This window comes from Pseudomonas sp. IT-93MI4 (assembly GCF_949767635.1).
Classification (GTDB): domain Bacteria; phylum Pseudomonadota; class Gammaproteobacteria; order Pseudomonadales; family Pseudomonadaceae; genus Aquipseudomonas; species Aquipseudomonas putida_A.
In genome coordinates this window covers 39028-62191 of record NZ_CATKPP010000001.1, presented here as the reverse complement: position 1 = coordinate 62191, position 23164 = coordinate 39028, and the positions used below count along the sequence as shown (strand labels likewise).

Genomic DNA, 23164 nt, shown 5'->3' with positions numbered 1-23164 from the left:
ACCGAAAAGTCAGACCTGCTAAATTCGGTTGAAGTCGGTTAACAACAATAATGAGTCTGCGAGGCCTTCCGTGATCCAGTTTTTACTTAACCAGGAACTCCGTAGCGAGCACGCCCTGGACCCGAATCTGACCGTGCTCAATTACCTGCGCGAACACGTGGGCAAGTCCGGCACCAAAGAAGGCTGCGCCAGCGGCGACTGTGGCGCCTGCACCGTGGTGGTCGGCGAGTTGCAAACGGATGACGCCGGCCGCGAACACATTCGCTATCGCAGCCTCAACTCGTGCCTGACCTTTGTGTCGTCGCTGCATGGCAAACAACTGATCAGCGTCGAAGACCTCAAGCACCAGGGCGAACTGCACAGCGTGCAGAAAGCCATGGTCGAGTGCCACGGCTCGCAGTGCGGCTTCTGCACCCCCGGCTTCGTCATGTCGCTGTTCGCGCTGCAAAAGAACAGCGATGCACCGGATCAGGCCAAGGCGCACGAAGCGCTGGCCGGCAACCTCTGCCGCTGCACCGGCTACCGGCCGATCCTCGCCGCCGCCGAGCAATCCTGCTGTGGCAAGCAACCGGACCAGTTCGACGCCCGCGAAGCCGAGACCATCGCCCGCCTCAAAGCCATCGCCCCGACCGATATCGGTGAACTCAACAGTGGCGACAAGCGTTGCCTGGTGCCGCTGACCGTCGCCGATCTGGCCGATCTGTATGACGCTTACCCACAAGCGCGGCTGCTGGCCGGCGGCACCGATCTGGCGCTGGAAGTCACCCAGTTCCATCGCACCCTGCCGGTGATGATCTACGTCGGCAACGTCGCCGAAATGAAGCGCATCGAAACCTTCGACGAGCGCATCGAAATCGGTGCCGCCACCGCCCTCTCCGACTGCTATGAAGCGCTGACCGCCGAATACCCGGACTTCGGCGAACTGCTGCACCGCTTCGCCTCGCTGCAGATCCGCAACCAGGGCACCCTCGGCGGCAACATCGGCAACGCCTCGCCGATCGGTGACTCGCCACCGCTGCTGATCGCCCTCGGCGCGCAAGTGGTGCTGTGCAAAGGCGAAACCCGGCGCACGCTGAACCTGGAAGATTACTTCATCGACTACAAGGTCACCGCCCGTCAGGAAAGCGAGTTCATCGAGAAAATCATCGTCCCGCGCGCCACCGCCGAACAGCGTTTCCGCGCCTACAAGGTCTCCAAGCGTCTGGACGATGACATCTCCGCCGTCTGCGCCGCATTCAATCTGCGCGTGGAAAACGGCGTGATCACCGACGCGCGCATGGCGTTCGGCGGCATGGCCGCGATTCCGAAACGCGCCGCCCATTGCGAAGCCGTGCTGCTCGGCCAGCCGTTCAACAACGCTGTGATCGAACGCGCCTGCGCTGCGCTGGCCGAAGACTTCACGCCGCTCTCGGACTTCCGCGCCAGCAAGGAATATCGCCTGCTCAGCGCGCAGAACCTGCTGCGCAAATACTTCATCGAACTGCAAACACCGCACATCGAGACTCGGGTGACCGCTTATGTCTAACCATCACGCCGTAGAGAAGACTCAAGCCGAACTGGCGGAACTGTTCGCCAGGGACCTGACCACCGGTGTCGGCCGCAGCGTCAAGCACGACAGCGCCGCCAAGCATGTGTCCGGTGAAGCGCAGTACATCGATGATCGTCTGGAATTTCCCAATCAACTGCACGTTTACGCACGGCTGTCGGACCGCGCCCACGCGAAAATCATCAGCATCGACACCAAGCCCTGCTACGCCTTCGAAGGCGTGCGCATTGCGATCACCCACGAAGACGTGCCGGGCCTCAAAGACATCGGCCCGTTGCTGCCGGGCGATCCGCTGCTGGCCATCGATGACGTGCAGTTCGTCGGGCAACCGGTGCTGGCCGTGGCCGCGAAAGACCTGGAAACCGCACGCAAAGCGGCGATGGCGGCGATCATCGAATACGAAGATCTCGAGCCGGTGCTGGACGTGGTCGAAGCCTTGCGCAAACGCCACTTCGTGCTCGACAGCCACACCCATCAGCGCGGCGATTCGGCCTCGGCATTGGCGACGGCTGAACACCGCATTCAGGGCACGCTGCACATCGGCGGCCAGGAACACTTTTATCTGGAGACGCAGATCTCCTCGGTGATGCCCACCGAAGACGGCGGCATGATCGTCTACTGCTCGACGCAGAACCCCACCGAAGTGCAGAAGCTGGTGGCCGAAGTGCTCGACGTGTCGATGAACAAGATCGTCGTCGACATGCGCCGCATGGGCGGTGGTTTCGGCGGCAAGGAAACCCAGGCCGCCAGCCCGGCGTGCCTGTGCGCGGTGATCGCGCACCTCACCGGCCAGCCGACCAAGATGCGTCTGCCACGGGTCGAAGACATGCTGATGACCGGCAAGCGCCACCCGTTCTATGTCGAGTACGACGTCGGCTTCGACAGCACCGGGCGCCTGCACGGGATCAATATGGACCTGGCCGGCAACTGCGGCTGTTCGCCGGACCTGTCGGCGTCGATCGTTGACCGGGCGATGTTCCACTCGGACAACTCGTACTACCTTGGGGACGCGACCATCAATGGTCACCGCTGCAAGACCAACACCGCGTCGAACACTGCCTACCGTGGTTTCGGCGGCCCGCAAGGGATGGTCGCCATCGAAGAAGTGATGGACGCGATTGCCCGTCACCTCAACCTCGATCCGCTGGCCGTGCGCAAGGCCAACTACTACGGCAAGACCGAGCGCAACGTCACCCACTACTACCAGACCGTCGAGCACAACATGCTCGAAGAGATGACCGCCGAACTGGAAGAAAGCAGCCAGTACGCCGAGCGCCGCGAAGCGATCCGTCGCTACAACGCCAACAGCCCGATCCTGAAAAAAGGCCTGGCGCTGACCCCGGTGAAGTTCGGCATTTCCTTCACCGCCAGTTTCCTCAATCAGGCCGGCGCGCTGATCCACGTCTACACCGACGGCAGCATCCACCTGAACCACGGCGGCACGGAAATGGGCCAGGGTCTCAACACCAAAGTCGCGCAGGTGGTGGCCGAAGTGTTCCAGGTGGAAATGGATCGGGTGCAGATCACCGCGACCAACACCGACAAAGTGCCGAACACCTCGCCGACTGCGGCCTCCAGCGGCGCTGACCTCAACGGCAAGGCCGCGCAGAACGCCGCCGAGATCATCAAGCAGCGTCTGGTGGAATTCGCCGCGCGGCACTACAAGGTCAGCGAAGAAGACGTGGAATTCCACAACGGCCATGTGCGCGTGCGTGACCACATCATGACCTTCGAGGCGCTGATTCAACTGGCGTATTTCAATCAGGTCTCGCTGTCGAGCACCGGCTTCTACAAGACCCCGAAAATCTACTACGACCGCAGCCAGGCCCGTGGTCGGCCGTTTTACTACTTCGCCTTCGGCGCGGCGTGCTGCGAAGTGATCGTCGACACCCTGACCGGCGAGTACAAGATGCTCCGTACCGACATCCTCCACGACGTCGGCGCCTCGCTGAACCCGGCGATCGACATCGGTCAGGTCGAGGGCGGTTTCGTCCAGGGCATGGGCTGGCTGACCATGGAGGAGCTGGTCTGGAACAACAAGGGCAAGCTGATGACCAACGGCCCGGCCAGCTACAAGATCCCGGCCGTGGCGGACATGCCGCTGGACCTGCGGGTGAAGCTGGTGGAGAACCGCAAGAACCCGGAAGACACGGTGTTCCATTCCAAGGCTGTGGGTGAGCCGCCGTTCATGCTCGGGATTGCCGCGTGGTGCGCGATCAAGGACGCGGTGGCGAGCCTCGGTGATTACAAGCATCAACCGCAGATCGATGCGCCGGCGACCCCGGAGCGGGTGTTGTGGGGCTGTGAGCAGATGCGCCAGCTCAAGACTGTGAAAGCGGTCGAAGCTGAAACCGAGTTGGCTCCGCTCTAGGACCGAGGTGCGACCTTCGCGAGCAGGCTCGCTCCCACAGGGAGAATGCATTCCAAATGTGGGAGCGGGCTTGCTCGCGAAGAGGCCCGAACAGACAACGACAGATGTCGAGGTGAACATGTACAACTGGATCGACGCCCTCGCCGACCTGCAGAACCAGGGCGAACCCTGTGTTCTGGTGACGATCATCGAAGAACTCGGCTCGACTCCGCGCAATGCCGGCTCGAAAATGGTCGTCAGCGCGAAACAGACCTTCGACACCATCGGTGGCGGGCATCTGGAATACAAAGCCATGCAGATCGCCCGCGAGATGCTCGCCAGCGGCAAGCAGGACACCCATCTGGAGCGCTTCAGCCTCGGCGCCAGCCTCGGCCAGTGCTGCGGTGGCGCCACCGTGTTGCTGTTCGAACCGATGGGCCAGGTGCAGGCGCAGATCGCGGTGTTCGGCGCCGGGCATGTCGGCCGCGCGTTGGTGCCGTTGCTCGCCAGCCTGCCGTGCCGGGTGCGCTGGATCGATTCGCGGGAAGAGGAATTCCCCGAACAGATCCCCCATGGCGTGCGTAAAATCGTCGCCGAAGAGCCTGTGGATGAAATTGACGACCTGCCCGCCGGCAGCTACTGCATCGTCATGACCCACAACCATCAACTCGACCTGGAACTCACTGCCGCGATCCTCAAGCGCAACGACTTTGCCTACTTCGGCCTGATCGGCTCCAAGACCAAACGGGCCAAGTTCGAACATCGCCTACGTGATCGCGGCTTCGACAGCGGCGTCGTGCAACGCATGCGCTGCCCGATGGGCATTGGCGACGTCAAAGGCAAACTGCCTGTGGAAATCGCCATCTCCATCGCCGGCGAAATCATCGCCACCTATAACGCCAATTTCGGCCAGCACAGCGCCAGCGCCGAACCGATTGCCAGACTGCTGCCGGTTTCGCGGCGCAGTCAGGCCGCCAAACTCAAAGCCTCAAACTGATTAGAGAACCCTCATGCCTCTGACTCGCAAAGCCTACCGCGCCGCCATCCTGCACAGCATCGCCGACCCCGCCGAAGTCGGGATCGAAGCCTCCTACGAATATTTCGAGGACGGCCTGCTGGTGGTCGATGGCGGCAAGATCAGCGCCCTCGGCCACGCCAGTGAATTGCTGCCGACCCTGCCGGCGGACATCGAGATCACCCACTATCAGGACGCGCTGATCACCCCGGGCTTCATCGACACCCACATCCACCTGCCGCAAACCGGCATGGTCGGGGCCTACGGCGAGCAACTGCTGGACTGGCTCAACACCTACACCTTCCCGTGCGAAAGCCAGTTCGGTGACAAGGCCCACGCCGACGACGTGGCCGATATCTTCATCAAGGAACTGCTGCGCAATGGCACCACCACCGCGCTGGTGTTCGGCAGCGTGCACCCGCAGTCGGTGAATTCGTTCTTCGAAGCCGCCGAGAAGCTCGACCTGCGGATGATCGCCGGCAAGGTGATGATGGACCGCAACGCGCCGGACTACCTGACCGACACCGCCGAATCCAGCTACGTCGAGAGCAAGGCGCTGATCGAACGCTGGCACGGCAAGGGCCGCCTGCACTACGCGGTCACCCCGCGTTTCGCTCCTACCAGCACCCCGGAGCAACTGACCCTCGCCGGCCAACTGTTGACCGAATACCCGGATCTGTACATGCAGACCCACATCAGCGAAAACCTCAAGGAAATCGAGTGGGTCAAGGAACTGTTCCCGGAGCGCAAGGGTTACCTCGACGTTTACGATCACTACAAGTTGCTCGGCGAACGCTCGGTGTTCGCCCACGGCGTGCACCTGTGCGACGACGAATGTGCGCGACTGGCGGAAACCGGCTCGGCGATCTCGTTCTGTCCGACCTCGAACTTCTTCCTCGGCAGCGGCCTGTTCAACCTGCCGATGGCCGAGAAGCACAAGCTCAACGTCGGTCTGGGCACAGACGTCGGCGGCGGCACCAGTTTCTCGCTGCTGCAAACCCTGAACGAAGCCTACAAAGTCATGCAGTTGCAAGGCGCGCGGCTGAGTCCGTTCAAGTCGCTGTATCTGGCGACGCTGGGCGGTGCGCGGGCACTGCGCCTGGAAGACAAGATCGGCAACCTGCAGCCGGGCTCCGATGCGGACTTCCTGGTGCTGGACTACAACGCCACGCCACTGCTCAGCTATCGCCTGAAACAGGCCAACAACATTGCCGAAACGTTGTTTGTGCTGATGACCCTGGGCGATGACCGCACGGTGCAGCAGACTTATGCGGCGGGGGCTTTGGTGCATCAGCGCTGAGTTTTTTCAAGGCATAAAAAATCCCCCGGCGGTGTTAGCCCCGTGGGATTTTTGTTGCCTATCAGACCGTATTCGCGAGCAGGCTCGCTCCCACAGGGGATATCAGTCACCCACAAATCTTGAGTTCACTGAAGATCCAATGTGGGAGCGAGCCTGCTCGCGAAGGCCGCGACTCGGTGTCAGCTCAAAGCTTGGCCGCCGGGCGCCCAGTTTTTTTGGTCTGCAACAAATGCGAGAACACCGCATGCAGATCATCCGACGCACTTTCCTCATCGAGGTTGAGCTTGCTGTCGATGTGATCCATGTGATGCATCATCAGGTCCACCGCCAGCTCACCGTTGCGCGCTTCGATGGCGTCGATCAACTGGGTGTGCTCGTCGTAGGAGCAATGCGAGCGGTTGCCGCTTTCGTACTGGGCGATGATCAGCGAGGTCTGCGAGACCAGACTGCGCTGGAAGCTGATCAGTGGTGCGTTCTTCGCCGCTTCGGCTAGTTTCAGATGGAATTCGCCCGACAGACGGATACCGGCACCACGATCGCCGCGGGAGAAGCTGTCGCGCTCGTCGTTGACCATCTGTCGCAGTTCGGCGATCTGCTCGGCGGTGGCGTGCTGCACGGCCAGCTCGGTGATCGCGCGCTCCACCAGACGGCGGGCCATGAACACTTGACGCGCTTCTTCAACGCTCGGGCTGGCGACAACGGCGCCACGATTCGGCCGCAACAGGACCACGCCTTCATGGGCCAGACGCGACAGCGCGCGGCGAATGATGGTGCGGCTGACCCCGAAGATTTCCCCCAGCGCTTCTTCGCTCAATTTTGTACCGGGCGCCAGACGCTGTTCGAGGATGGCCTCGAAGATATGTGCGTAGACAATATCGTCCTGGGTTCCGCTGCGGCCGGCTTTGCCTGCTCGCGGTTGTTTCTTGAGGGGTTGCAACTGTTCGTTCATGGGCACTCGAGTCGGGAGAACTGCGGCGAATAGACCGTGACTGTAATACGGCACAGTAGGTCGCTGGCAAGTATCGCGTAAAAAACAGCGCGATTGTACACAATGAATGGTGGCAACACGACTGTACGGCTGTTTGTGACCACGGCTGTATTGCAACGATCCGTCAGGTTTGAGTTTAGGCTTGATCGCAGAATCCGCAGCCAGAACACAAATCCCCCTGTGGGAGCGGGCTTGCTCGCGAAAGCGGTGTGTCAGACCACATCTGCTTTTACTGACCCAGCGCTTTCGCGAGCAAGCCCGCTCCCACAGGGATTCAGGGTAATTGCGGGGATCTTCATCTGTATAAGGAACACCGCCGTCATGAACGACGCCACTTACACCCGCCTGCGCCCACTCGCCGACACTTCGCCTTCGGCGATCGTTGCCGGTTTCATCGCAATGATGACCGGCTACACCAGTTCGCTGGTGCTGATGTTCCAGGCCGGGCAAGCGGCGGGTTTGAGCAGCGGGCAGATTTCCTCGTGGATCTGGGCGATCTCGATCGGTATGGCGGTGTGCTCGATCGGCCTGTCGCTGCGCTATCGCACGCCAATCACCATCGCCTGGTCGACACCGGGTGCAGCCCTGCTGATCACCAGCCTCGGTGGCGTCAGCTACGGCGAGGCCATTGGCGCCTACATTACCTGCGCGGTGCTGGTGACGATTTGCGGCCTGACCGGCAGCTTCGAACGCTTGGTGAAGAAGATCCCGGCGTCGCTGGCGGCAGCGTTGCTGGCGGGGATTCTGTTCAAGATCGGCAGCGAAATCTTCGTCGCCGCGCAACACCGCACCGGGCTGGTGCTGGGGATGTTCTTCACTTATCTGCTGGTCAAACGCCTGTCGCCGCGTTACGCGGTACTGGCTGCGCTACTGATCGGCACTGCGCTGTCAGGTTTCATGGGGCTGCTGGATTTCAGCGGTTTCCACCTGGAACTGGCGACGCCAGTCTGGACCACGCCGCACTTCTCGCTGGCCGCAACCATCAGCATCGGCATTCCGTTGTTCGTGGTGGCGATGACTTCGCAGAACATGCCCGGCATCGCCGTACTGCGCGCCGACGGCTACAACGTGCCCGCCTCGCCACTGATCACCAGCACCGGCATCGCCTCGCTGTTGCTGGCGCCATTCGGCTCCCACGGCATCAACCTCGCGGCCATCAGCGCAGCCATCTGCACCGGGCCGCACGCCCATGAAGATCGCAACAAACGCTACACCGCCGCGGTCTGGTGCGGGATTTTCTACGGGATTGCCGGCGTATTCGGCGCTACGTTGGCGGCGCTGTTTGCCGCGTTGCCAAAAGAACTGGTGCTGTCGATTGCCGCGCTGGCGCTGTTCGGTTCGATCATCAACGGCCTGAGCATTGCCATGACCGAAGTGAAGGAACGCGAGGCGGCGCTGATCACCTTTATGGTCACGGCGTCGGGGTTGACGCTGTTTTCCATCGGCTCGGCGTTCTGGGGGATTGTCGCGGGGGTTTTGACGTTACTGATTTTGAATTGGCGCAAAGCCCAGGCATAAAAAAACGGCGACCCTCAGGTCGCCGTTTTTTTCAGTATCACTTGGCCGCGTTGATCGGCTTTTCCGGATACCAGACGTCCAGCAGCGGGCTGACGGTCATGCCGGTCAGTTCGCTACGGTTTTTCAGCCAGGCTTCAACGGCAGCGCGCTGCTCTTCGTTGACCGAGCCACGCTTCTGCAGGCAAACCAGACCGAAGTCATCGCCGCCAACATAACCCAGACCGTTGGCTTCCATGGCTTCTTTGATGAATGCTTCGAGGAAAGCGTCAATGGCTTCTTCGGACAAGTCTTCTTTGAAGTCCAGGTTCAGTTCGAAACCCAGCTCTTGGAATTCATCAACGCACAGTTTTTTGCGCAGACGCTGGGAACGGTTAGTCGCCATTGGAACAATCCTCTTAAGTAATAACGGCCGGCACTTTACCAGTTTAAGCGGTCAATTGCCCGACTCTCTGGGCGCGGTGGTCGACCGCCTGTAAAAAAAATAACGAAATGGCCGCCTCGGGCAAGGCACAAGCTGTTACACCTTGGGGCATAATGCCGACACTTTCATGACCACTGAGGGCTTTTTCATCCATGCCCTCGTTATTTTTCCCCTCTTCTGCAGGGTTTTATTTCATATGATCAAATCGTTGCGTCCTCTGTTTCTTGCCGGCCTTCTTCTGCCCCTGGCCCTGCCGGTTGCCGCCGCCACCATCAACACCGCCCTCACCCCTAACGTCGAAAAAGCCCTCAAGGCCAGCAAGCTGCAGCCGACTGCGCTGTCGCTGGTGATGATTCCGCTCGACGGCCCGGGCAATCCGACCGTTTACAACGCCGACGTCTCGGTCAACCCGGCTTCGACCATGAAACTGGTCACCACCTACGCCTCGCTGGAAATGCTCGGCCCCAACCATCAGTGGAAAACCGAGTTCTACACCGACGGCGACCTCAGTGGCGGCATTCTCAACGGCAACCTGTACCTCAAGGGTGGCGGCGATCCGAAGCTGAACATGGAAAAACTCTGGCTGTTGATGCGCGACCTGCGCGCCAACGGCGTGACCCAGGTCACCGGCGATCTGATCCTCGACCGCAGCTTCTTCATCCAGCCGCAACTGCCCGAGTTCAACGACGACGGCAATGACGAGAACAAGCCGTTCCTGGTCAAACCGGACTCGCTGCTGGTCAACCTCAAGGCCCTGCGCTTCGTCGCGCGCAATGACGGGGGCCGGGTGTTGATCTCGGTGGAGCCACCGATTGCCAGCGTGCGCATCGAAAACACGGTCAAGGCGCTCAACTCCAAGCAGTGCACCGGTGGCGTGCGCTACAACCCGGTGACCCAGGCTGATGGCAGCGTGACCGTGACTGTCGCCGGTCAGCTGGGCGAAGGCTGCAGCTCGCAGACTTATCTGTCGCTGCTCGACCACGCGACCTACACCGCTGGCGCCGTGCGTGCGATCTGGAAAGAACTGGGCGGCAGCATTCAGGGCAAGGATCGCCTCGCCGCGACCCCGAGCAGCGCCAAGCTGCTGGCCCGCGCCTACTCGCCAGATCTGGCGGAAATCATCCGCGACATCAACAAATACAGTAACAACACCATGGCCCAGCAGCTGTTCCTGAGCCTCGGTCAGAAGTATCGCAATGAAGCCGACGGTGACGACGCCAAGGCCGCGCAACGAGTAGTTCGTCAGTGGCTGGCGAAGAAAGGCATCACCGCGCCGCACCTGGTGATGGAGAACGGCTCCGGGCTGTCGCGCGCCGAACGCGTCAGCGCCCGCGAAATGGCCAACATGCTGCAAGCCGCCTGGCACAGCCCGTACGCCGCCGAGTACATCAGCTCGCTGCCGATTGCCGGCACCGACGGCACCATGCGCAAACGCCTGAAGACCACCGCGATGCGCGGCGAGGCCCACGTCAAGACCGGCACCCTGAACACCGTGCGCGCCATCGCCGGCTTCAGCCGCGACGTCAACGGCAATACCTGGGCGGTGGTGGCGATCCTCAACGACAAGGCCCCGTTCGGCGCGTCGTCGGTGCTGGATCAGGTGCTGCTGGATCTGTACAAGCAGCCGCGCCTGCCGCAGACGGCTTCAGCCCTGTAAAAACACAGCCGCTCTAATGTGGGAGCGGGCTTGCTCGCGAAGGCGTCAGATCAGTCAGTATTTTTGCTGGATGACACACCGCTTTCGCGAGCAAGCCCGCTCCCACAGGTAGATCGTGCCAAGGCTCAGCTCATCTGCTCGACCCGATCGCGCCCGCCCTGCTTCGCCGCATACACCCCCGAATCCGCGCGCAGCAGCAGCGCATCCGCGCCTTCCCCCGGGCGCCAGCTGGCGATGCCGAAACTGGCCGTCACCACCCCGACCACATCCACCGGCGCACTGCGCAGGCCTTGCCACAACTCCACCGCCAGCATGTACGCATGCTCGCCGTCGATGTCCGGGCACAGCACCATGAACTCTTCACCACCGAGACGACAGAACACATCAGTCCGCCGTAAACGATGGCCGATGCGCTCGCACACCGCCTGCAGCACCCGGTCGCCCACGGCATGGCCGTACTGGTCGTTGATGCGTTTGAAGTGATCGATATCGAGCATGATTACTGACAGCTCACCGCCGCCGCGCTCGACCCGGGCCATTTCGGTAGTCAGGCGTTCCTGGAAGTAGCGGCGGTTGTGGATACCGGTCAGCGAGTCGGTGACCGATAGCGCCCGCAATTCCTCCTCCACCCGTTTCAAATCGGAAATGTCCGAGATGTAGCCGTGCCACAGCACGCCGCCGCCCGGCAGCTCTTCCGGCGTCGCCTCGCCGCGCACCCAGCGCAGGCCGCGCTCGGGCAACTGCACACGGTATTCCTCGCGCCATGGGCTGAGGCTGTCCGCCGAAGCACGGATCGAGCTGCGCACTCGCGAGACGTCTTGTGGATGGATGCGGGTGAAAATCGCCTCGGCATTGAGCAGCAACACGTCCGGCTCCAGCTCGTAGATCTCGCGGATGCCATCGCTGGCGTAGATCACGCTGAAGCGCCCGTCGAACTCCATCTTGAATTGGTAGATGCCGCCGGGCACGTGGGCGCTGAGCTTTTTCAGCAATACATCGCGCGCCGCCAGCGCTTCGTGCACGCGCTTGCGCTCGGTGATGTCGATGCAGATCGCCAGATGCCCGACCCACAAACCCTGCTCATCGAGCACCGGGGTGGCGAGCATGTTCACCGGCAGATGACTGCCGTCGCTGCGCACCAGCGTCCATTCGCGCGCCTCATGACCGCCGACCTCGCCGCCCTCGACCAGCATCGCGTGGCAGGTCGGAATGCTCTTGCCGTAACGCGCACTCAACTCCGCCGAACGCGCCGCCAGCTCTCGCGGCAGATGCAGGTTTTCCAGGGTCATGTGCCCGACCACATCGGCGCTGCTGTAGCCGAGCATCTGTTCGGCGCCGGGGTTGAAGGTGTTGATCACCCCGCGCAGGTCGGTGGCGATGATTGCCACCTGGGTTGCGGCATTCAGCACGCCACGCAACTGACCGTGGGTGCCGCGCAATTCCTGCTCGCGGGCGTGCAGTTCCTGGGTGCGCAGTTCGACCATGCGCAAGGCGCGCTGGCGTTGACTGACCAGCACGTAAAGCAGTGCGCTGAGCAACAGACTCAGCAGCGCCCCCAGCACCACCAGGCTGCTGATTGACGAATGGTTGGCCTGCAGAAACGCTTCGCTGGGCTGCATATCCACTTGATAGTCATGGTCGGCCATGCGCAACAGACGTGTGGCGGACAGATCACTGGCCCCAGCCTGGTTGGCGGACTCGTAGAGCACTTCATGCTGTTCATCGGTGGACAGGTCGAGAATGCGTACATTGAGGAAATCCTGGTGCTCCTCCGGCAGTCCGTCGGCCAGCAACTGCTGCATGCTGATCACCGCCATCACATAGCCTTGCGGCGGCCCTTTCGGCGCCCCTTCACGAGTGACCGGCGCCAGCAGCAAGACGCCCCGGGCATACGCCGGATCAATCCCCACTAGATGCAATGGTTGCGACACCACCATGTGCCCGGTGCGGTCGGCGCGTTCCAGCGTCGCCCGGCGCAGCGGCTGCGCCAGCAAGTCGTAACCCAGCGGTGTGGGCAAGCGGCTGAGGCTCTGGGTGTAGATCACCGGTACGTATTCGGGGCGATCAGCGGCGGTCTGCAACTGATCGTCAGCGTTCAGTTCACGAAAGGTGAAGGTACTGAAGCCTTCGTTACGCACGGCCTGTTCGACCGCCGGGCGTTCGGCACGGCTAATCCGTGGCGCATAGGAATAGGCCTGGGTGCGTAATAGAAGCGGTTTGGCATAGCCGTCGAATTCGTTGCGTGAGACCGAATCGGAGTTGGCGAAGAAACGGCGCAGGCCATCGAGACGCTGTTCCTGATCCTGGAAACGTTCTTCGATGCGGCTGTAACGCTCATTGGCCAGCAGCTGGAAGCGTTGGCGCAGTTGATGGTGAAACTGATTGAGGGTAGCCCAGGCGAGCAGCCCCGTGAGAATCCCGCCGGCGAGCAATACCAGCAGCGCGACCAGCCAGGCCGAGACGTCTTCGCTGATAAAACCCAGAATCTTTGGGCGCACGGGGTGCAACGACATAGGGGCAACTCACGACGCCATTGTTTCGGGGGGAAAACCCATTGGCCATGAGTTGAGTTATAGCTATTAGCCATTAATTTGGCTAGCGCTGATCGGATCCAAGAGCCTTTAAAAATCAAGGCTCTGTGGATCCAACCCGCCCAAGCGTCAACGAGCCGTGATTTTCCAGGCGCGGTGGATCTTGGTGTTACGCGCAAAATCCGGATCGATGGTCTGCGCGCTGATTTCCTCGACCGCGTAACGCTCGGCGAGGTTTTCCTCCAACTGGAACTTGCGGAAGTTGTTGGAGAAGTACAGCACGCCCCCCGGCGCGAGACGCGCCATGGCCAGGTCGATCAACTGCACCTGGTCACGCTGCACGTCGAAGATGCCTTCCATGCGCTTGGAGTTGGAGAAGGTCGGCGGGTCGATGAAGATCAGGTCGTACTCGTCGCGGCTGCTTTCCAGCCACGCCATCACGTCGCCCTGCTCCAGACGGTTCTTGTCGGAGAAGCCGTTCAGCGACAGGTTGCGCCGCGCCCAGTCGAGGTAAGTCTTCGACAGGTCGACGCTGGTGGTGCTGCGGGCACCGCCCTTGGCCGCATGCACACTGGCGGTCGCGGTGTAGCAGAACAGATTGAGGAAGCGCTTGCCGGCGGCCTCTTTCTGAATGCGCATACGCATTGGCCGGTGATCGAGGAACAGCCCGGTGTCGAGGTAGTCGGTAAGATTCACCAGCAGCTTGACGCCGCCTTCGCTGACCTCATTGAACTTGCCCTGCGCCGCCTGACGCTCGTATTGCTTGGTGCCGCTCTGACGCTCGCGGCGTTTGACCACCACGCGGCTCTTGTCGACGTTCAGCGCCTGCGGGATCGCCGCCAGGGCATCGAACATGCGCGCCGAGGCCTTTTCCGGATCGATCGACTTCGGCGCGGCGTATTCCTGCACGTGCACCCAGTCGTGGTACAGGTCGATGGCCATGGCGTATTCCGGCATGTCGGCATCGTAGACGCGGTAGCAGTCGATGCCTTCGCGCTTGACCCACTTGCTCATCGCCTTGAGATTTTTCTGCAGGCGATTGGCAAACATCTGCCCGCCTTCGCTCAGGCGCGGCTGCTCGACCACTGGCGCCGGGGCTGGCGTCGGTTTGATCGGGTTGCCGTTCTTGTTGAACTTGCGCTCTTGCGGCTCGTTCGGGGTCTGATCGTAGGCTGCTTGCTCGCGCTCGGCCTGACGCTGTTCCGGAGTCCGCCGCTCGCCGGTGACGAACTGGTCCGGCAGCACCTTGATCAACAACAGCTTGCACGGCAGCGCGCCGTTCCAGAACGAATACTGTTTGTGGCTGCGAATGCCCATGCGCTTGCCCAGATCCGGGGCGCCGGTGAATACCGCCGCTTCCCAGTTCAGGCAGGCCTGACGCAGGCGCTCGCCAAGGTTCTGATAGAGGTAAAGCAGGCTGGCTTCGTCGCCCAGACGCTCGCCGTACGGCGGGTTGCAGATCACCAGACCTTTCTGGTTCTGGTCCGGACGCGGCTCGAAGGTCGCGACTTCGCCCTGATAGATCTTGATCCACTCGCTCAGACCGGCACGCTCGACGTTGTTGCGGCCCGGCTGAATCAGGCGCGGGTCGGCTTCGTAACCGCGAATCCACAGCGGCGGCTTGGCCAGACCGGCAGCGGCGCGTTCGACCGCTTCTTCATGGAGTTTTTTCCACAGCGCCGGTACGTGGCCGAGCCAGGCGGTAAAGCCCCACTGCTCGCGGCGCAGGTTCGGCGCCATGTCGGCGGCGATCATCCCGGCTTCGACGAGGAACGTACCGACACCGCACATCGGGTCAGCCAGCGCGCCGCCTTCGGCCGCAATGCGCGGCCAGCCGGAACGGATCAGGATCGCTGCCGCGAGGTTTTCCTTCAGTGGTGCCGCGCCCTGCTGCAGGCGGTAGCCGCGCTGGTGCAGGCTGTGGCCGGAAAGGTCGAGGGACAGGATCGCTTCGCCACGATCCAAGCGCAGGTGAATGCGCAGGTCCGGGTTGAGCTTGTCGATCGACGGACGGTCGCCTTGCGGGGTACGCAGTTTGTCGACGATCGCGTCTTTGACTTTCAGCGCGCCGAAGTGGGTGTTGTCGATGCCCGAGCCGTGGCCGCTGAATTCAACGGCCAGGGTGCCGTCGGAGAGCATGTGATCCTGCCACTCGACGTCAAGCACGCCGTGGTACAGGTCTTCAGCGTCTTTCATCGGGAAGCGCTTGAGCACCAGCAACACCCGGTTGGCCAGACGCGACCACAGGCACAGGCGATAAGCGGTTTCCATGGTCGCCATGCCACGCACGGCGGAGGTGTGCTCGCGGGCGTCTTCAAGGCCAAGCCCGACGGCTTCCTCGATGAGCAGGCCTTCAAGGCCTTTGGGGCAAGTGAGGAAGAGTTCGAAACGGTCGGACATGGTATTTCCAGAGCCTTTGGCTAGTGAACCGGCAACGCATTGCCGATCCGGTTTTCAATCAGGCGCTTTTCTAAAAGAGCGCCCGCGTGGCACGAAGGTGTGCCGTTCCATCCCCGCTGCTCGGGTTAAAAGAGCTTAGATGCAAGGACAGGTATTAAAGTTGATGAAACAAAATGACTCAAAGCAACCCTTCGTCGAATATTACCCCAGCGTAAACGTGGGTCATTCTCACTAAAGGATTAACCCCATCATCCAGTGCGGGGCCGATCATACCGGGGTTTGCTGAAAAAACGTTCATGAAACCCGTCGTTACTTATGGCTGTAGCACTATTTTCGTTACGTCCTTATGACAAAACGATCATTCCCTCGGTGTGACTCATTGGTTAGAACTGACCACAGGTTGACGTCGCAACGGCGTCAACACCTTGGCTCGCCACGCCGGCAGCGAGCCGCCCAACGGCAGAGTTTTTTCTGCCAGACCTCGGTTGAGGTCAACGCGACGAAAACAGTCAACAAGTGAGGGAAACACCCTATGAGAAGACTTAAGCGTGATCCGTTGGAAAGAGCATTTTTGCGCGGATATCAATATGGCGTTGGTGGCAAATCCCGCGAGCTTTGCCCATTTACTCTACCGTCGGTACGTCAAGCCTGGATCAACGGCTGGCGAGAAGGACGCGGCGACAACTGGGACGGTATGACCGGCACTGCGGGGATCCACAGACTCAACGAACTTCACGCCGTCGGCTGACACAGGGCACTTATTGCAACACGACAATCTGAATTTCTAGCGACTTACCATGCACGTCCTTCCCGGACGGCGGGCTACGGCCCAGGGGCTCCTTCGAGGAGCCCTTTTTTATGCCTGCCCCGGACGATACAGACTCCCTGTGGCGAGGGGATTCATCCCCGATGGGCTGCGAAGCGGCCCCGAATCCATCCACCCAAGTGTGCCAGGCGAACGGCGGAAGCAAATTTTACGACTGCTGCGCAGCCGATCGGGGATGAATCCCCTCGCCACAGAGCCCTCAGAAAACCTCAGCGCAAGGCGGCGATCGCGTCCACCGATTCACGAATCAGCGCCGGGCCCTTATAGATGAAGCCCGAGTAAATCTGCACCAGGCTCGCACCCGCCACGATCTTCTCCGCCGCATGCTTGCCTTCAGTGATGCCACCGGCCGCAATGATCGGCAACCGACCACCCAGCTCCGCCGCCAACACCTTCACGGTATGCGTGCTCTTGTCACGCACCGGGGCGCCGGACAGACCACCCGCCTCGTCACCGTGCTCCATGCCTTCGACGCCAACGCGACTCAGGGTGGTGTTGGTGGCGATCACTGCGTCCATCCCGGTTTCGATCAGTGCCTGAGCCACCTGCGCCGTTTCTTCGTCGGTCATGTCCGGAGCGATCTTGATCGCCAGCGGTACGTGCTTGCCGTGGCGCAGGGCCAGTTCGGCGCGGCGCGTGGCCAGATCCGCCAGCAACTGCTTGAGCGAATCACCGAACTGCAGACTGCGCAGGCCCGGGGTGTTCGGCGAGCTGACGTTGACCGTGACATAGCTGGCGTGGGCATACACCTTGTCCAGGCAAATCAGATAGTCGTCCACCGCGCGCTCGACCGGAGTGTCGAAGTTCTTGCCGATGTTGATCCCCAGCACGCCCTTGTATTTGGCCGCCGCGACCCGCGCCAGCAGGTTATCCACACCGAGGTTGTTGAAGCCCATGCGATTGATGATCGCCTCGGCTTCCGGCAGACGGAAGATCCGTGGTTTCGGGTTGCCCGGCTGCGGACGCGGGGTCACGGTGCCGATTTCGACGAAACCGAAACCCAGTTGCGAGAAACCGTCGATGGCCGCGCCGTTCTTGTCCAGACCGGCCGCCAGACCCACCGGGTTCGGGAAGTCCAGGCCCATGACCGTCACCGGCACATTCGCCGGCTTCTTGCACAGCATGCCGTTGAGGCCCAAACGCCCACCCGCGCCGATCAGATCCAGCGACAGATCGTGGGAGGTTTCCGGGGAAAGTTTGAACAACAGCTGACGGGCCAGGGTGTACATGGGCGGCGATGACTCGGGCGGCGAAAAGAGGCGGCGATTATAGCCGGGCAACGTCCCCCGGCGCGAGGCACACAGGTAAATCAGCCTGACTGGCATATGCCTTGCACTTTCAGGGTATCAGCCCACAGGCCAATGGCGGCGTGCGGGCACGGACAATGGCGTCGTTCGCAGGTTTTGCCTTGGCAAAGCCTGGGACGGCGTTTTTTTTGAGGGTGGCTTTATATGAGTGATTCATCCGTCGGGCCGCTGGCCTGGGTCAACGGCAGTGATGCTCCGGAAAAAAGCGTGATCAACCTCGGCTTCATGGCCCTGAGCGATTGCGCTTCGGTGGTCGTGGCCGCGACACAGGGCTTCGCCCAGCCCTACGGCCTGACGATCAACCTCAAGCGCCAGGCGTCCTGGGCGACCTTGCGCGACAAACTGGTCAGCGGTGAACTGGATGTCGCCCACAGCCTGTACGGGCTGATTTACGCGGTGCACCTGGGCATCGGTGGCGTGGCGCCGAGCGACATGGCGGTGCTGATGGGGCTGAACCAGAACGGCCAGAGCCTCAACCTGTCTCACGGTTTGCAGCAACTGGGCGTGACCAGTCCTGAAGCACTCGATCGGCAGGCGCACCAAACCCGCGCAAAACTGACCTTCGCCCAGACCTTTCCCACCGGCACCCATGCGATGTGGCTGTATTACTGGCTGGCGAGTCAGGGCATTCATCCGTTGCAGGACGTCGACAGCGTGGTGGTGCCGCCGCCGCAAATGGTCGCTCACCTGCAAGCCGGGCGTATCGATGGCTTCTGCGTCGGTGAGCCGTGGGCGGCCAGCGCCGTGCAACAGGATCTGGGGTTCACCCTCGCTACCAGCCAGAGCATCTGGCCTGACCACCCGGAAAAAGTCCTTGGTTGCACCCGCGTGTTCGTCGAGCAATACCCCAACACCGCACGGGCGCTGGTGATGGCAATCCTCGAGGCCAGCCGCTTCATCGAGCAAAACCCGGAAAACCGCCGCAGCACCGCGCAGCTGCTGAGCGCCCCGGAATACCTCGACGCCCCGCTGCCCTGCATCGAACCGCGTTTTCTCGGTGATTACGCCGATGGCCTCGGCAATCGCTGGCAGGACCCGCACGCCTTGCGCTTTCACGGCAACGGCGAGGTGAATCTGCCGTACCTGTCCGACGGCATGTGGTTCATGACCCAATTCCGCCGTTGGGGCCTGTTACGCGAGGATCCCGACTACCTCGCGGTGGCCCGCCAGGTTCAGCAACTGGACATTTACCGCGAAGCAGCCACCGCCGTCGGTATCGCCGCGTGGGGCAAGGAGATGCGCAGCAGCCAGTTGCTCGATGGCAAAGTCTGGGACGGCAGCGATCCGGCTGGTTACGCCCGCAGTTTCAAGCTGCACGCCCTGAGCGACGCCGCTCCTCTGCTCGCCCGCCGCTGACAGGAGACCGCCAATATGCTGCGCATTCTGCTGATCAACGACACCGCGAAAAAAGTCGGGCGCCTGAAGGCCGCGCTGACCGAGGCCGGTTTCGAGGTCATCGATGAGTCCGGCCTGACCATCGACCTGCCGGCCCGCGTCGAAACAGTGCGCCCGGACGTGATCCTGATCGATACCGAGTCACCGAGCCGCGATGTCATGGAGCAAGTGGTGCTGGTCAGCCGCGACCAGCCCCGGCCGATCGTGATGTTCACCGACGAACATGACCCGGGGGTGATGCGCCAGGCGATCAAATCCGGGGTCAGTGCCTACATCGTCGAGGGCATTCACGCCCAGCGCCTGCAGCCGATTCTCGATGTGGCCATGGCGCGCTTCGAAAGCGATCAGGCCTTGCGCGCGCAACTGCTGGCCCGCGACCAGCAACTGGCGGAGCGCAAACGCATCGAACTGGCCAAAGGGCTGCTGATGAAAATGAAGGACTGCAACGAAGAAGAGGCCTACACCCTGATGCGCCGCCAGGCCATGAGCCGCCAGCAGAAGCTGATTCAGGTGGCGGAGCAGATCATTGCCATGAGTGAGTTGCTGGGCTGAAGGCCTGCGCTGGCTTTCCCGGCCCCTTCGCGAGCAAGCCCGCTCCCACATTTGGAACGCATTCCCCTGTGAAGCAGGTCGGGGTTCCACTTTGAAATGCATTCCCTGTGGGAGCGGGCTTGCTCGCGAAGGCCGCGACGCCGTTTCACTCATTGGCACAAATCTGGCTAAGCATTCCGCACAGGTAACCAACGGCGGTTGCCCCACCCACGACAAAGACGTCGCTCACCCCGCTCGCCCACATCGGCGAACCAGGTAGCGGCGTTTTTGCGTTTTGGCCCCACAGCCCGGGGCCGGTGGTGCGGCCGTGGCGGCGCGCCACCTGCTGTGACTCCTTTCGAGATTCTTTTCAGCTGAGGTGCGCGATGAATTCAAGCTTCTGGAAATCCGGCCACACCCCGACCCTGTTCGCAGCGTTCCTGTATTTCGACCTGAGCTTCATGGTCTGGTACCTGCTCGGTCCGTTGGCGGTGCAGATCGCCGCCGACCTGCACCTGACCACGCAACAACGTGGTCTGGTGGTGGCGACACCGATTCTCGCCGGCGCGGTGCTGCGCTTTGTGATGGGCATGCTGGCCGATCGTCTGTCGCCGAAAACCGCTGGCCTGATCGGTCAGGTGATCGTGATCTGCGCGCTGTTCGGCGCGTGGAAACTCGGCATCCACAGTTATGAACAGGCGCTGATTCTGGGACTGTTCCTCGGCATGGCTGGTGCTTCGTTTGCCGTGGCCCTGCCGCTGGCTTCGCAGTGGTATCCACCGCAGCATCAGGGCAAGGCCATGGGCATCGCCGGCGCCGGTAATTCCGGCACCGTGTTCGCCGCGCTGATCGCCCCGGTGCTGGCTGCGGCGTTCGGCTGGAGCAACGTGTTCGGTTTCGCCCTGATTCCCTTGATCCTGACGCTGGTGCTGTTCGCCTGGCTGGCAAAAAACGCCCCGCAGCGGCCCAAGGCCAAAGCCATGGCCGACTACTTCAAAGCCCTCGGCGACCGCGACAGTTGGTGGTTCATGTTTTTCTACAGCGTGACCTTCGGCGGCTTCATCGGCCTGGCCAGCGCACTGCCCGGCTACTTCAACGACCAATACGGCCTGAGTCCTGTCACGGCGGGTTACTACACCGCTGCCTGCGTGTTCGGTGGCAGCCTGATGCGTCCGCTGGGTGGCGCGTTGGCAGATCGCTTCGGTGGCATCCGCACCTTGTTGGCGATGTACACTGTAGCGGCAATCTGCATCGCCGCCGTCGGTTTCAACCTGCCCAGCTCCTACGCCGCACTGGCGCTGTTCGTCTGCACCATGCTCGGTCTCGGTGCCGGCAACGGCGCGGTGTTCCAGTTGGTGCCGCAACGTTTTCGCCTGGAGATCGGCGTGATGACCGGGCTGATCGGCATGGCCGGCGGCATCGGCGGCTTTGCCCTGGCGGCCGGCATGGGCGCGATCAAGCAAAGCACCGGCAGCTATCAACTGGCGCTGTGGTTGTTCGCCAGCCTCGGCGTGCTGGCGTGGTTCGGTCTGCACGGGGTCAAACGTCGCTGGAGAACCACCTGGGGTTCGGCGGCGGTCACCGCTGCGCGAGTCTGAGGCGTCGATGCCCCTGCAACTGAGCTTTGCCCAGGCCAGCGCCACCGGCCCGCGCGCGGAAAACCAGGACGCCCTGCGCCTGGTGACGCCCGCCCCGGCGCTGGCCGCCAGCAAAGGCTATCTGGTCGCCATTGCCGACGGTGTCAGCCAATGCGCCGACGGCGGCTTGGCCGCACGCTCGACCCTGCAGGCACTGGCGCTGGACTACTACGCCACGCCGCAAACCTGGAGCGTGGCGCAGGCGCTGGATCGCCTGCTGCTCGCGCAAAATCGCTGGTTACAGGCCAATGGCGGCGGGCAACCGCTGCTGACCACGGTCAGCGCGCTGGTCCTGCGCGGTCGGCGTTTCACCCTGGCCCACGTCGGCGATTGCCGGGTCTATCGCTGGCAGGCCGACGCTTTGCAGCGGATTTCGCAGGATCATGTCTGGGAGCAGCCGGGCATGCAGCACGTGCTCAAACGCGCGCTGGGGCTGGATCAGCATCTGGTGCTGGATTTTCTCGACGGTGAATTACGCGAGGGCGAATGTTTCGTGCTGCTCAGCGATGGCGTGTGGTCGTCTCTGGGCGATACCGCAATCGCGGCGATTCTGCGCGATCAGCCGGATCTCGATAGCGCCGCACACACGTTGGTCAACGCTGCGCATCTGGCCGGCAGTCAGGATAATGCCAGTGCGCTGCTGGTGCGGGTCGATGCGCTCGGCGAAGCGAACATCGGCGATGCGCTGATTCACTTACAGCAATGGCCGCTACCGCCAGCGCTGAAAACCGGGCAGATGTTCGAAGGCTGGCAGGTGCAGGGCGTTGTCGCTCAGAGCCAGCAATCGCTACTGTATCGAGTGCTGGATGGCCAAGGTCGGGGCTGGTTGTTGAAAACATTGCCGGCGAGGCTGGCCGATGATCCCCAGGCCGGGCAAGCCTTGCTGTCGGAAGAATGGTTCCTCAAGCGTGTCGCCGGGCGGCATTTTCCTGAAGTCCACAGCGGCACTCAGCGTCAGCATTTGTACTACGTGATGCGCGAATATTCCGGGATGACGTTGGCGCAGCTGTTTCAACACCACCCTGCATTGCCGCTGGCGCAGTGGCAGGAGATTGCCGAGCGTTTGCTGCGGGCGGTAGGCCTGCTGCATCGGCGGCAGATTCTGCACCGCGACATCAAGCCGGAAAACCTGCATCTGGGTGACGATGGCGAGTTGCGCCTGCTGGATTTTGGTCTGGCGTACTGCCCCGGTCTGTCCGCAGACACCCCGTCAACGCTGCCGGGAACGCCCAGCTATATCGCCCCGGAAGCCTTTCGCGGCGAGCCACCGAGTGCGCAACAGGATCTGTACGCGGTGGGCGTGACCCTGTTTTTCCTGCTGACCGGGCATTTTCCCTATGGCGAGGTCGAAGCGTTCCAGCGGCCGCGATTCGGCCTGCCGGTGAGTGCTGGTCGCTACCGCCCGGACGTGCCGGAATGGATTGCGCAGAGTCTGGAGCGTGGCGTGGCGGCGGATCCGCAACAGCGCTTTGAAACGGCTGAGGAATGGTTGCTGGTGCTGGAACAAGGTGAGCGGCGCAGTTTGAGTGTGCGACCCAGGCCTTTGCTGGAGCGTGAGCCGTTGACGATTTGGCGGACGGTTGCATTGCTGGCTTTGCTGGGGAATCTGGTGCTGCTGGTGGTGTTGTTTCATCGTTGATACCGCGTCGCGCCCTTCGCGAGCAAGCCCGCTCCCACAGGGGATTTGTGAACGACTCGGTTCCACTGTGGGAGCGAGCCTGCTCGCGAAGAGGCCAGCCCAA

16 protein-coding genes are annotated in these 23164 nt (G+C 62.0%); 11 read left to right on the top strand and 5 right to left on the bottom strand.

All coding sequences use genetic code 11. The features are described 5' to 3' along the window. Nucleotides 1-70: 70 nt before the first annotated feature. From xdhA to guaD, 4 genes are all read left to right on the top strand, one after another. Nucleotides 71-1525 carry a xanthine dehydrogenase small subunit gene (gene xdhA, locus ACM6I7_RS00235; RefSeq protein ID WP_414887732.1) on the top strand — a complete coding sequence of 485 codons (1455 nt, stop codon included), beginning with the start codon at nucleotides 71-73 and terminating at the stop codon, nucleotides 1523-1525. Then, a complete protein-coding gene (gene xdhB, locus ACM6I7_RS00230) occupies nucleotides 1518-3917 on the top strand; it encodes a xanthine dehydrogenase molybdopterin binding subunit (protein WP_097087625.1) in 2400 nt (799 codons plus the stop codon). Before xdhA ends, xdhB begins: the two co-directional genes overlap by 8 nt. A gap of 118 nt (nucleotides 3918-4035) precedes the next feature. Beyond that, on the top strand, nucleotides 4036-4893 hold the full coding sequence (gene xdhC / locus ACM6I7_RS00225; protein WP_095138654.1) for a xanthine dehydrogenase accessory protein XdhC: 858 nt from the start codon (nucleotides 4036-4038) through the stop codon (nucleotides 4891-4893). A gap of 13 nt (nucleotides 4894-4906) precedes the next feature. Continuing rightward, a complete protein-coding gene (guaD, locus tag ACM6I7_RS00220) occupies nucleotides 4907-6211 on the top strand; it encodes a guanine deaminase (RefSeq protein ID WP_123533139.1) in 1305 nt (434 codons plus the stop codon). Between the two features lie 184 nt (nucleotides 6212-6395). Here the strand turns inward: guaD and ACM6I7_RS00215 are convergent, their stop codons facing one another. After that, nucleotides 6396-7160: a GntR family transcriptional regulator gene (locus ACM6I7_RS00215; protein ID WP_027613276.1), complete on the bottom strand. Its 765-nt coding sequence runs from the start codon at nucleotides 7158-7160 to the stop codon at nucleotides 6396-6398. Nucleotides 7161-7520: 360 nt separating this feature from the next. Here ACM6I7_RS00215 and ACM6I7_RS00210 point away from each other — a divergent pair, with 360 nt between their 5' ends. Beyond that, nucleotides 7521-8717, top strand: coding sequence for a benzoate/H(+) symporter BenE family transporter (locus ACM6I7_RS00210; RefSeq protein WP_097087620.1), 1197 nt, complete (start codon nucleotides 7521-7523; stop codon nucleotides 8715-8717). Between the two features lie 37 nt (nucleotides 8718-8754). On the opposite strand, the gene ACM6I7_RS00205 is transcribed toward ACM6I7_RS00210, so the two are convergent. Further along, nucleotides 8755-9099 carry a YggL family protein gene (locus ACM6I7_RS00205; RefSeq protein ID WP_003223308.1) on the bottom strand — a complete coding sequence of 115 codons (345 nt, stop codon included), beginning with the start codon at nucleotides 9097-9099 and terminating at the stop codon, nucleotides 8755-8757. 235 nt (nucleotides 9100-9334) lie between these two features. Between ACM6I7_RS00205 and dacB the strand changes: the two genes are divergently transcribed. Next, nucleotides 9335-10795 carry a D-alanyl-D-alanine carboxypeptidase/D-alanyl-D-alanine-endopeptidase gene (gene dacB / locus ACM6I7_RS00200; RefSeq protein ID WP_139055672.1) on the top strand — a complete coding sequence of 487 codons (1461 nt, stop codon included), beginning with the start codon at nucleotides 9335-9337 and terminating at the stop codon, nucleotides 10793-10795. A gap of 125 nt (nucleotides 10796-10920) precedes the next feature. On the opposite strand, the gene ACM6I7_RS00195 is transcribed toward dacB, so the two are convergent. Then, nucleotides 10921-13308 (bottom strand): diguanylate cyclase, encoded by a 2388-nt coding sequence (locus ACM6I7_RS00195; protein ID WP_027613279.1) that lies wholly within the window; start codon nucleotides 13306-13308, stop codon nucleotides 10921-10923. Nucleotides 13309-13455: 147 nt separating this feature from the next. Further along, a complete protein-coding gene (rlmKL, locus tag ACM6I7_RS00190) occupies nucleotides 13456-15726 on the bottom strand; it encodes a bifunctional 23S rRNA (guanine(2069)-N(7))-methyltransferase RlmK/23S rRNA (guanine(2445)-N(2))-methyltransferase RlmL (protein ID WP_096797085.1) in 2271 nt (756 codons plus the stop codon). A gap of 532 nt (nucleotides 15727-16258) precedes the next feature. On the opposite strand from rlmKL, the gene rmf reads away from it, so the two are divergent. Next, nucleotides 16259-16474, top strand: coding sequence for a ribosome modulation factor (gene rmf, locus ACM6I7_RS00185; protein WP_003223300.1), 216 nt, complete (start codon nucleotides 16259-16261; stop codon nucleotides 16472-16474). Between the two features lie 287 nt (nucleotides 16475-16761). Here rmf and ACM6I7_RS00180 read toward each other — a convergent pair whose 3' ends face one another. Beyond that, nucleotides 16762-17781, bottom strand: a complete 1020-nt coding sequence (locus ACM6I7_RS00180) for a quinone-dependent dihydroorotate dehydrogenase (protein WP_097087613.1) — start codon at nucleotides 17779-17781, stop codon at nucleotides 16762-16764. 222 nt (nucleotides 17782-18003) lie between these two features. Here ACM6I7_RS00180 and ACM6I7_RS00175 point away from each other — a divergent pair, with 222 nt between their 5' ends. From ACM6I7_RS00175 to ACM6I7_RS00160, 4 genes are all read left to right on the top strand, one after another. After that, nucleotides 18004-19215: a CmpA/NrtA family ABC transporter substrate-binding protein gene (locus ACM6I7_RS00175; protein WP_414887731.1), complete on the top strand. Its 1212-nt coding sequence runs from the start codon at nucleotides 18004-18006 to the stop codon at nucleotides 19213-19215. 15 nt (nucleotides 19216-19230) lie between these two features. Continuing rightward, nucleotides 19231-19806: an ANTAR domain-containing response regulator gene (locus ACM6I7_RS00170; protein ID WP_027613283.1), complete on the top strand. Its 576-nt coding sequence runs from the start codon at nucleotides 19231-19233 to the stop codon at nucleotides 19804-19806. A 365-nt stretch (nucleotides 19807-20171) separates the two neighbouring features. Beyond that, complete coding sequence (locus tag ACM6I7_RS00165; RefSeq protein WP_027613284.1) at nucleotides 20172-21383, top strand: nitrate/nitrite transporter; 1212 nt, start codon at nucleotides 20172-20174, stop codon at nucleotides 21381-21383. 7 nt (nucleotides 21384-21390) lie between these two features. After that, a complete protein-coding gene (locus ACM6I7_RS00160; RefSeq protein WP_414887730.1) occupies nucleotides 21391-23061 on the top strand; it encodes a protein kinase domain-containing protein in 1671 nt (556 codons plus the stop codon). The last annotated feature ends 103 nt before the right edge of the window (nucleotides 23062-23164 follow it).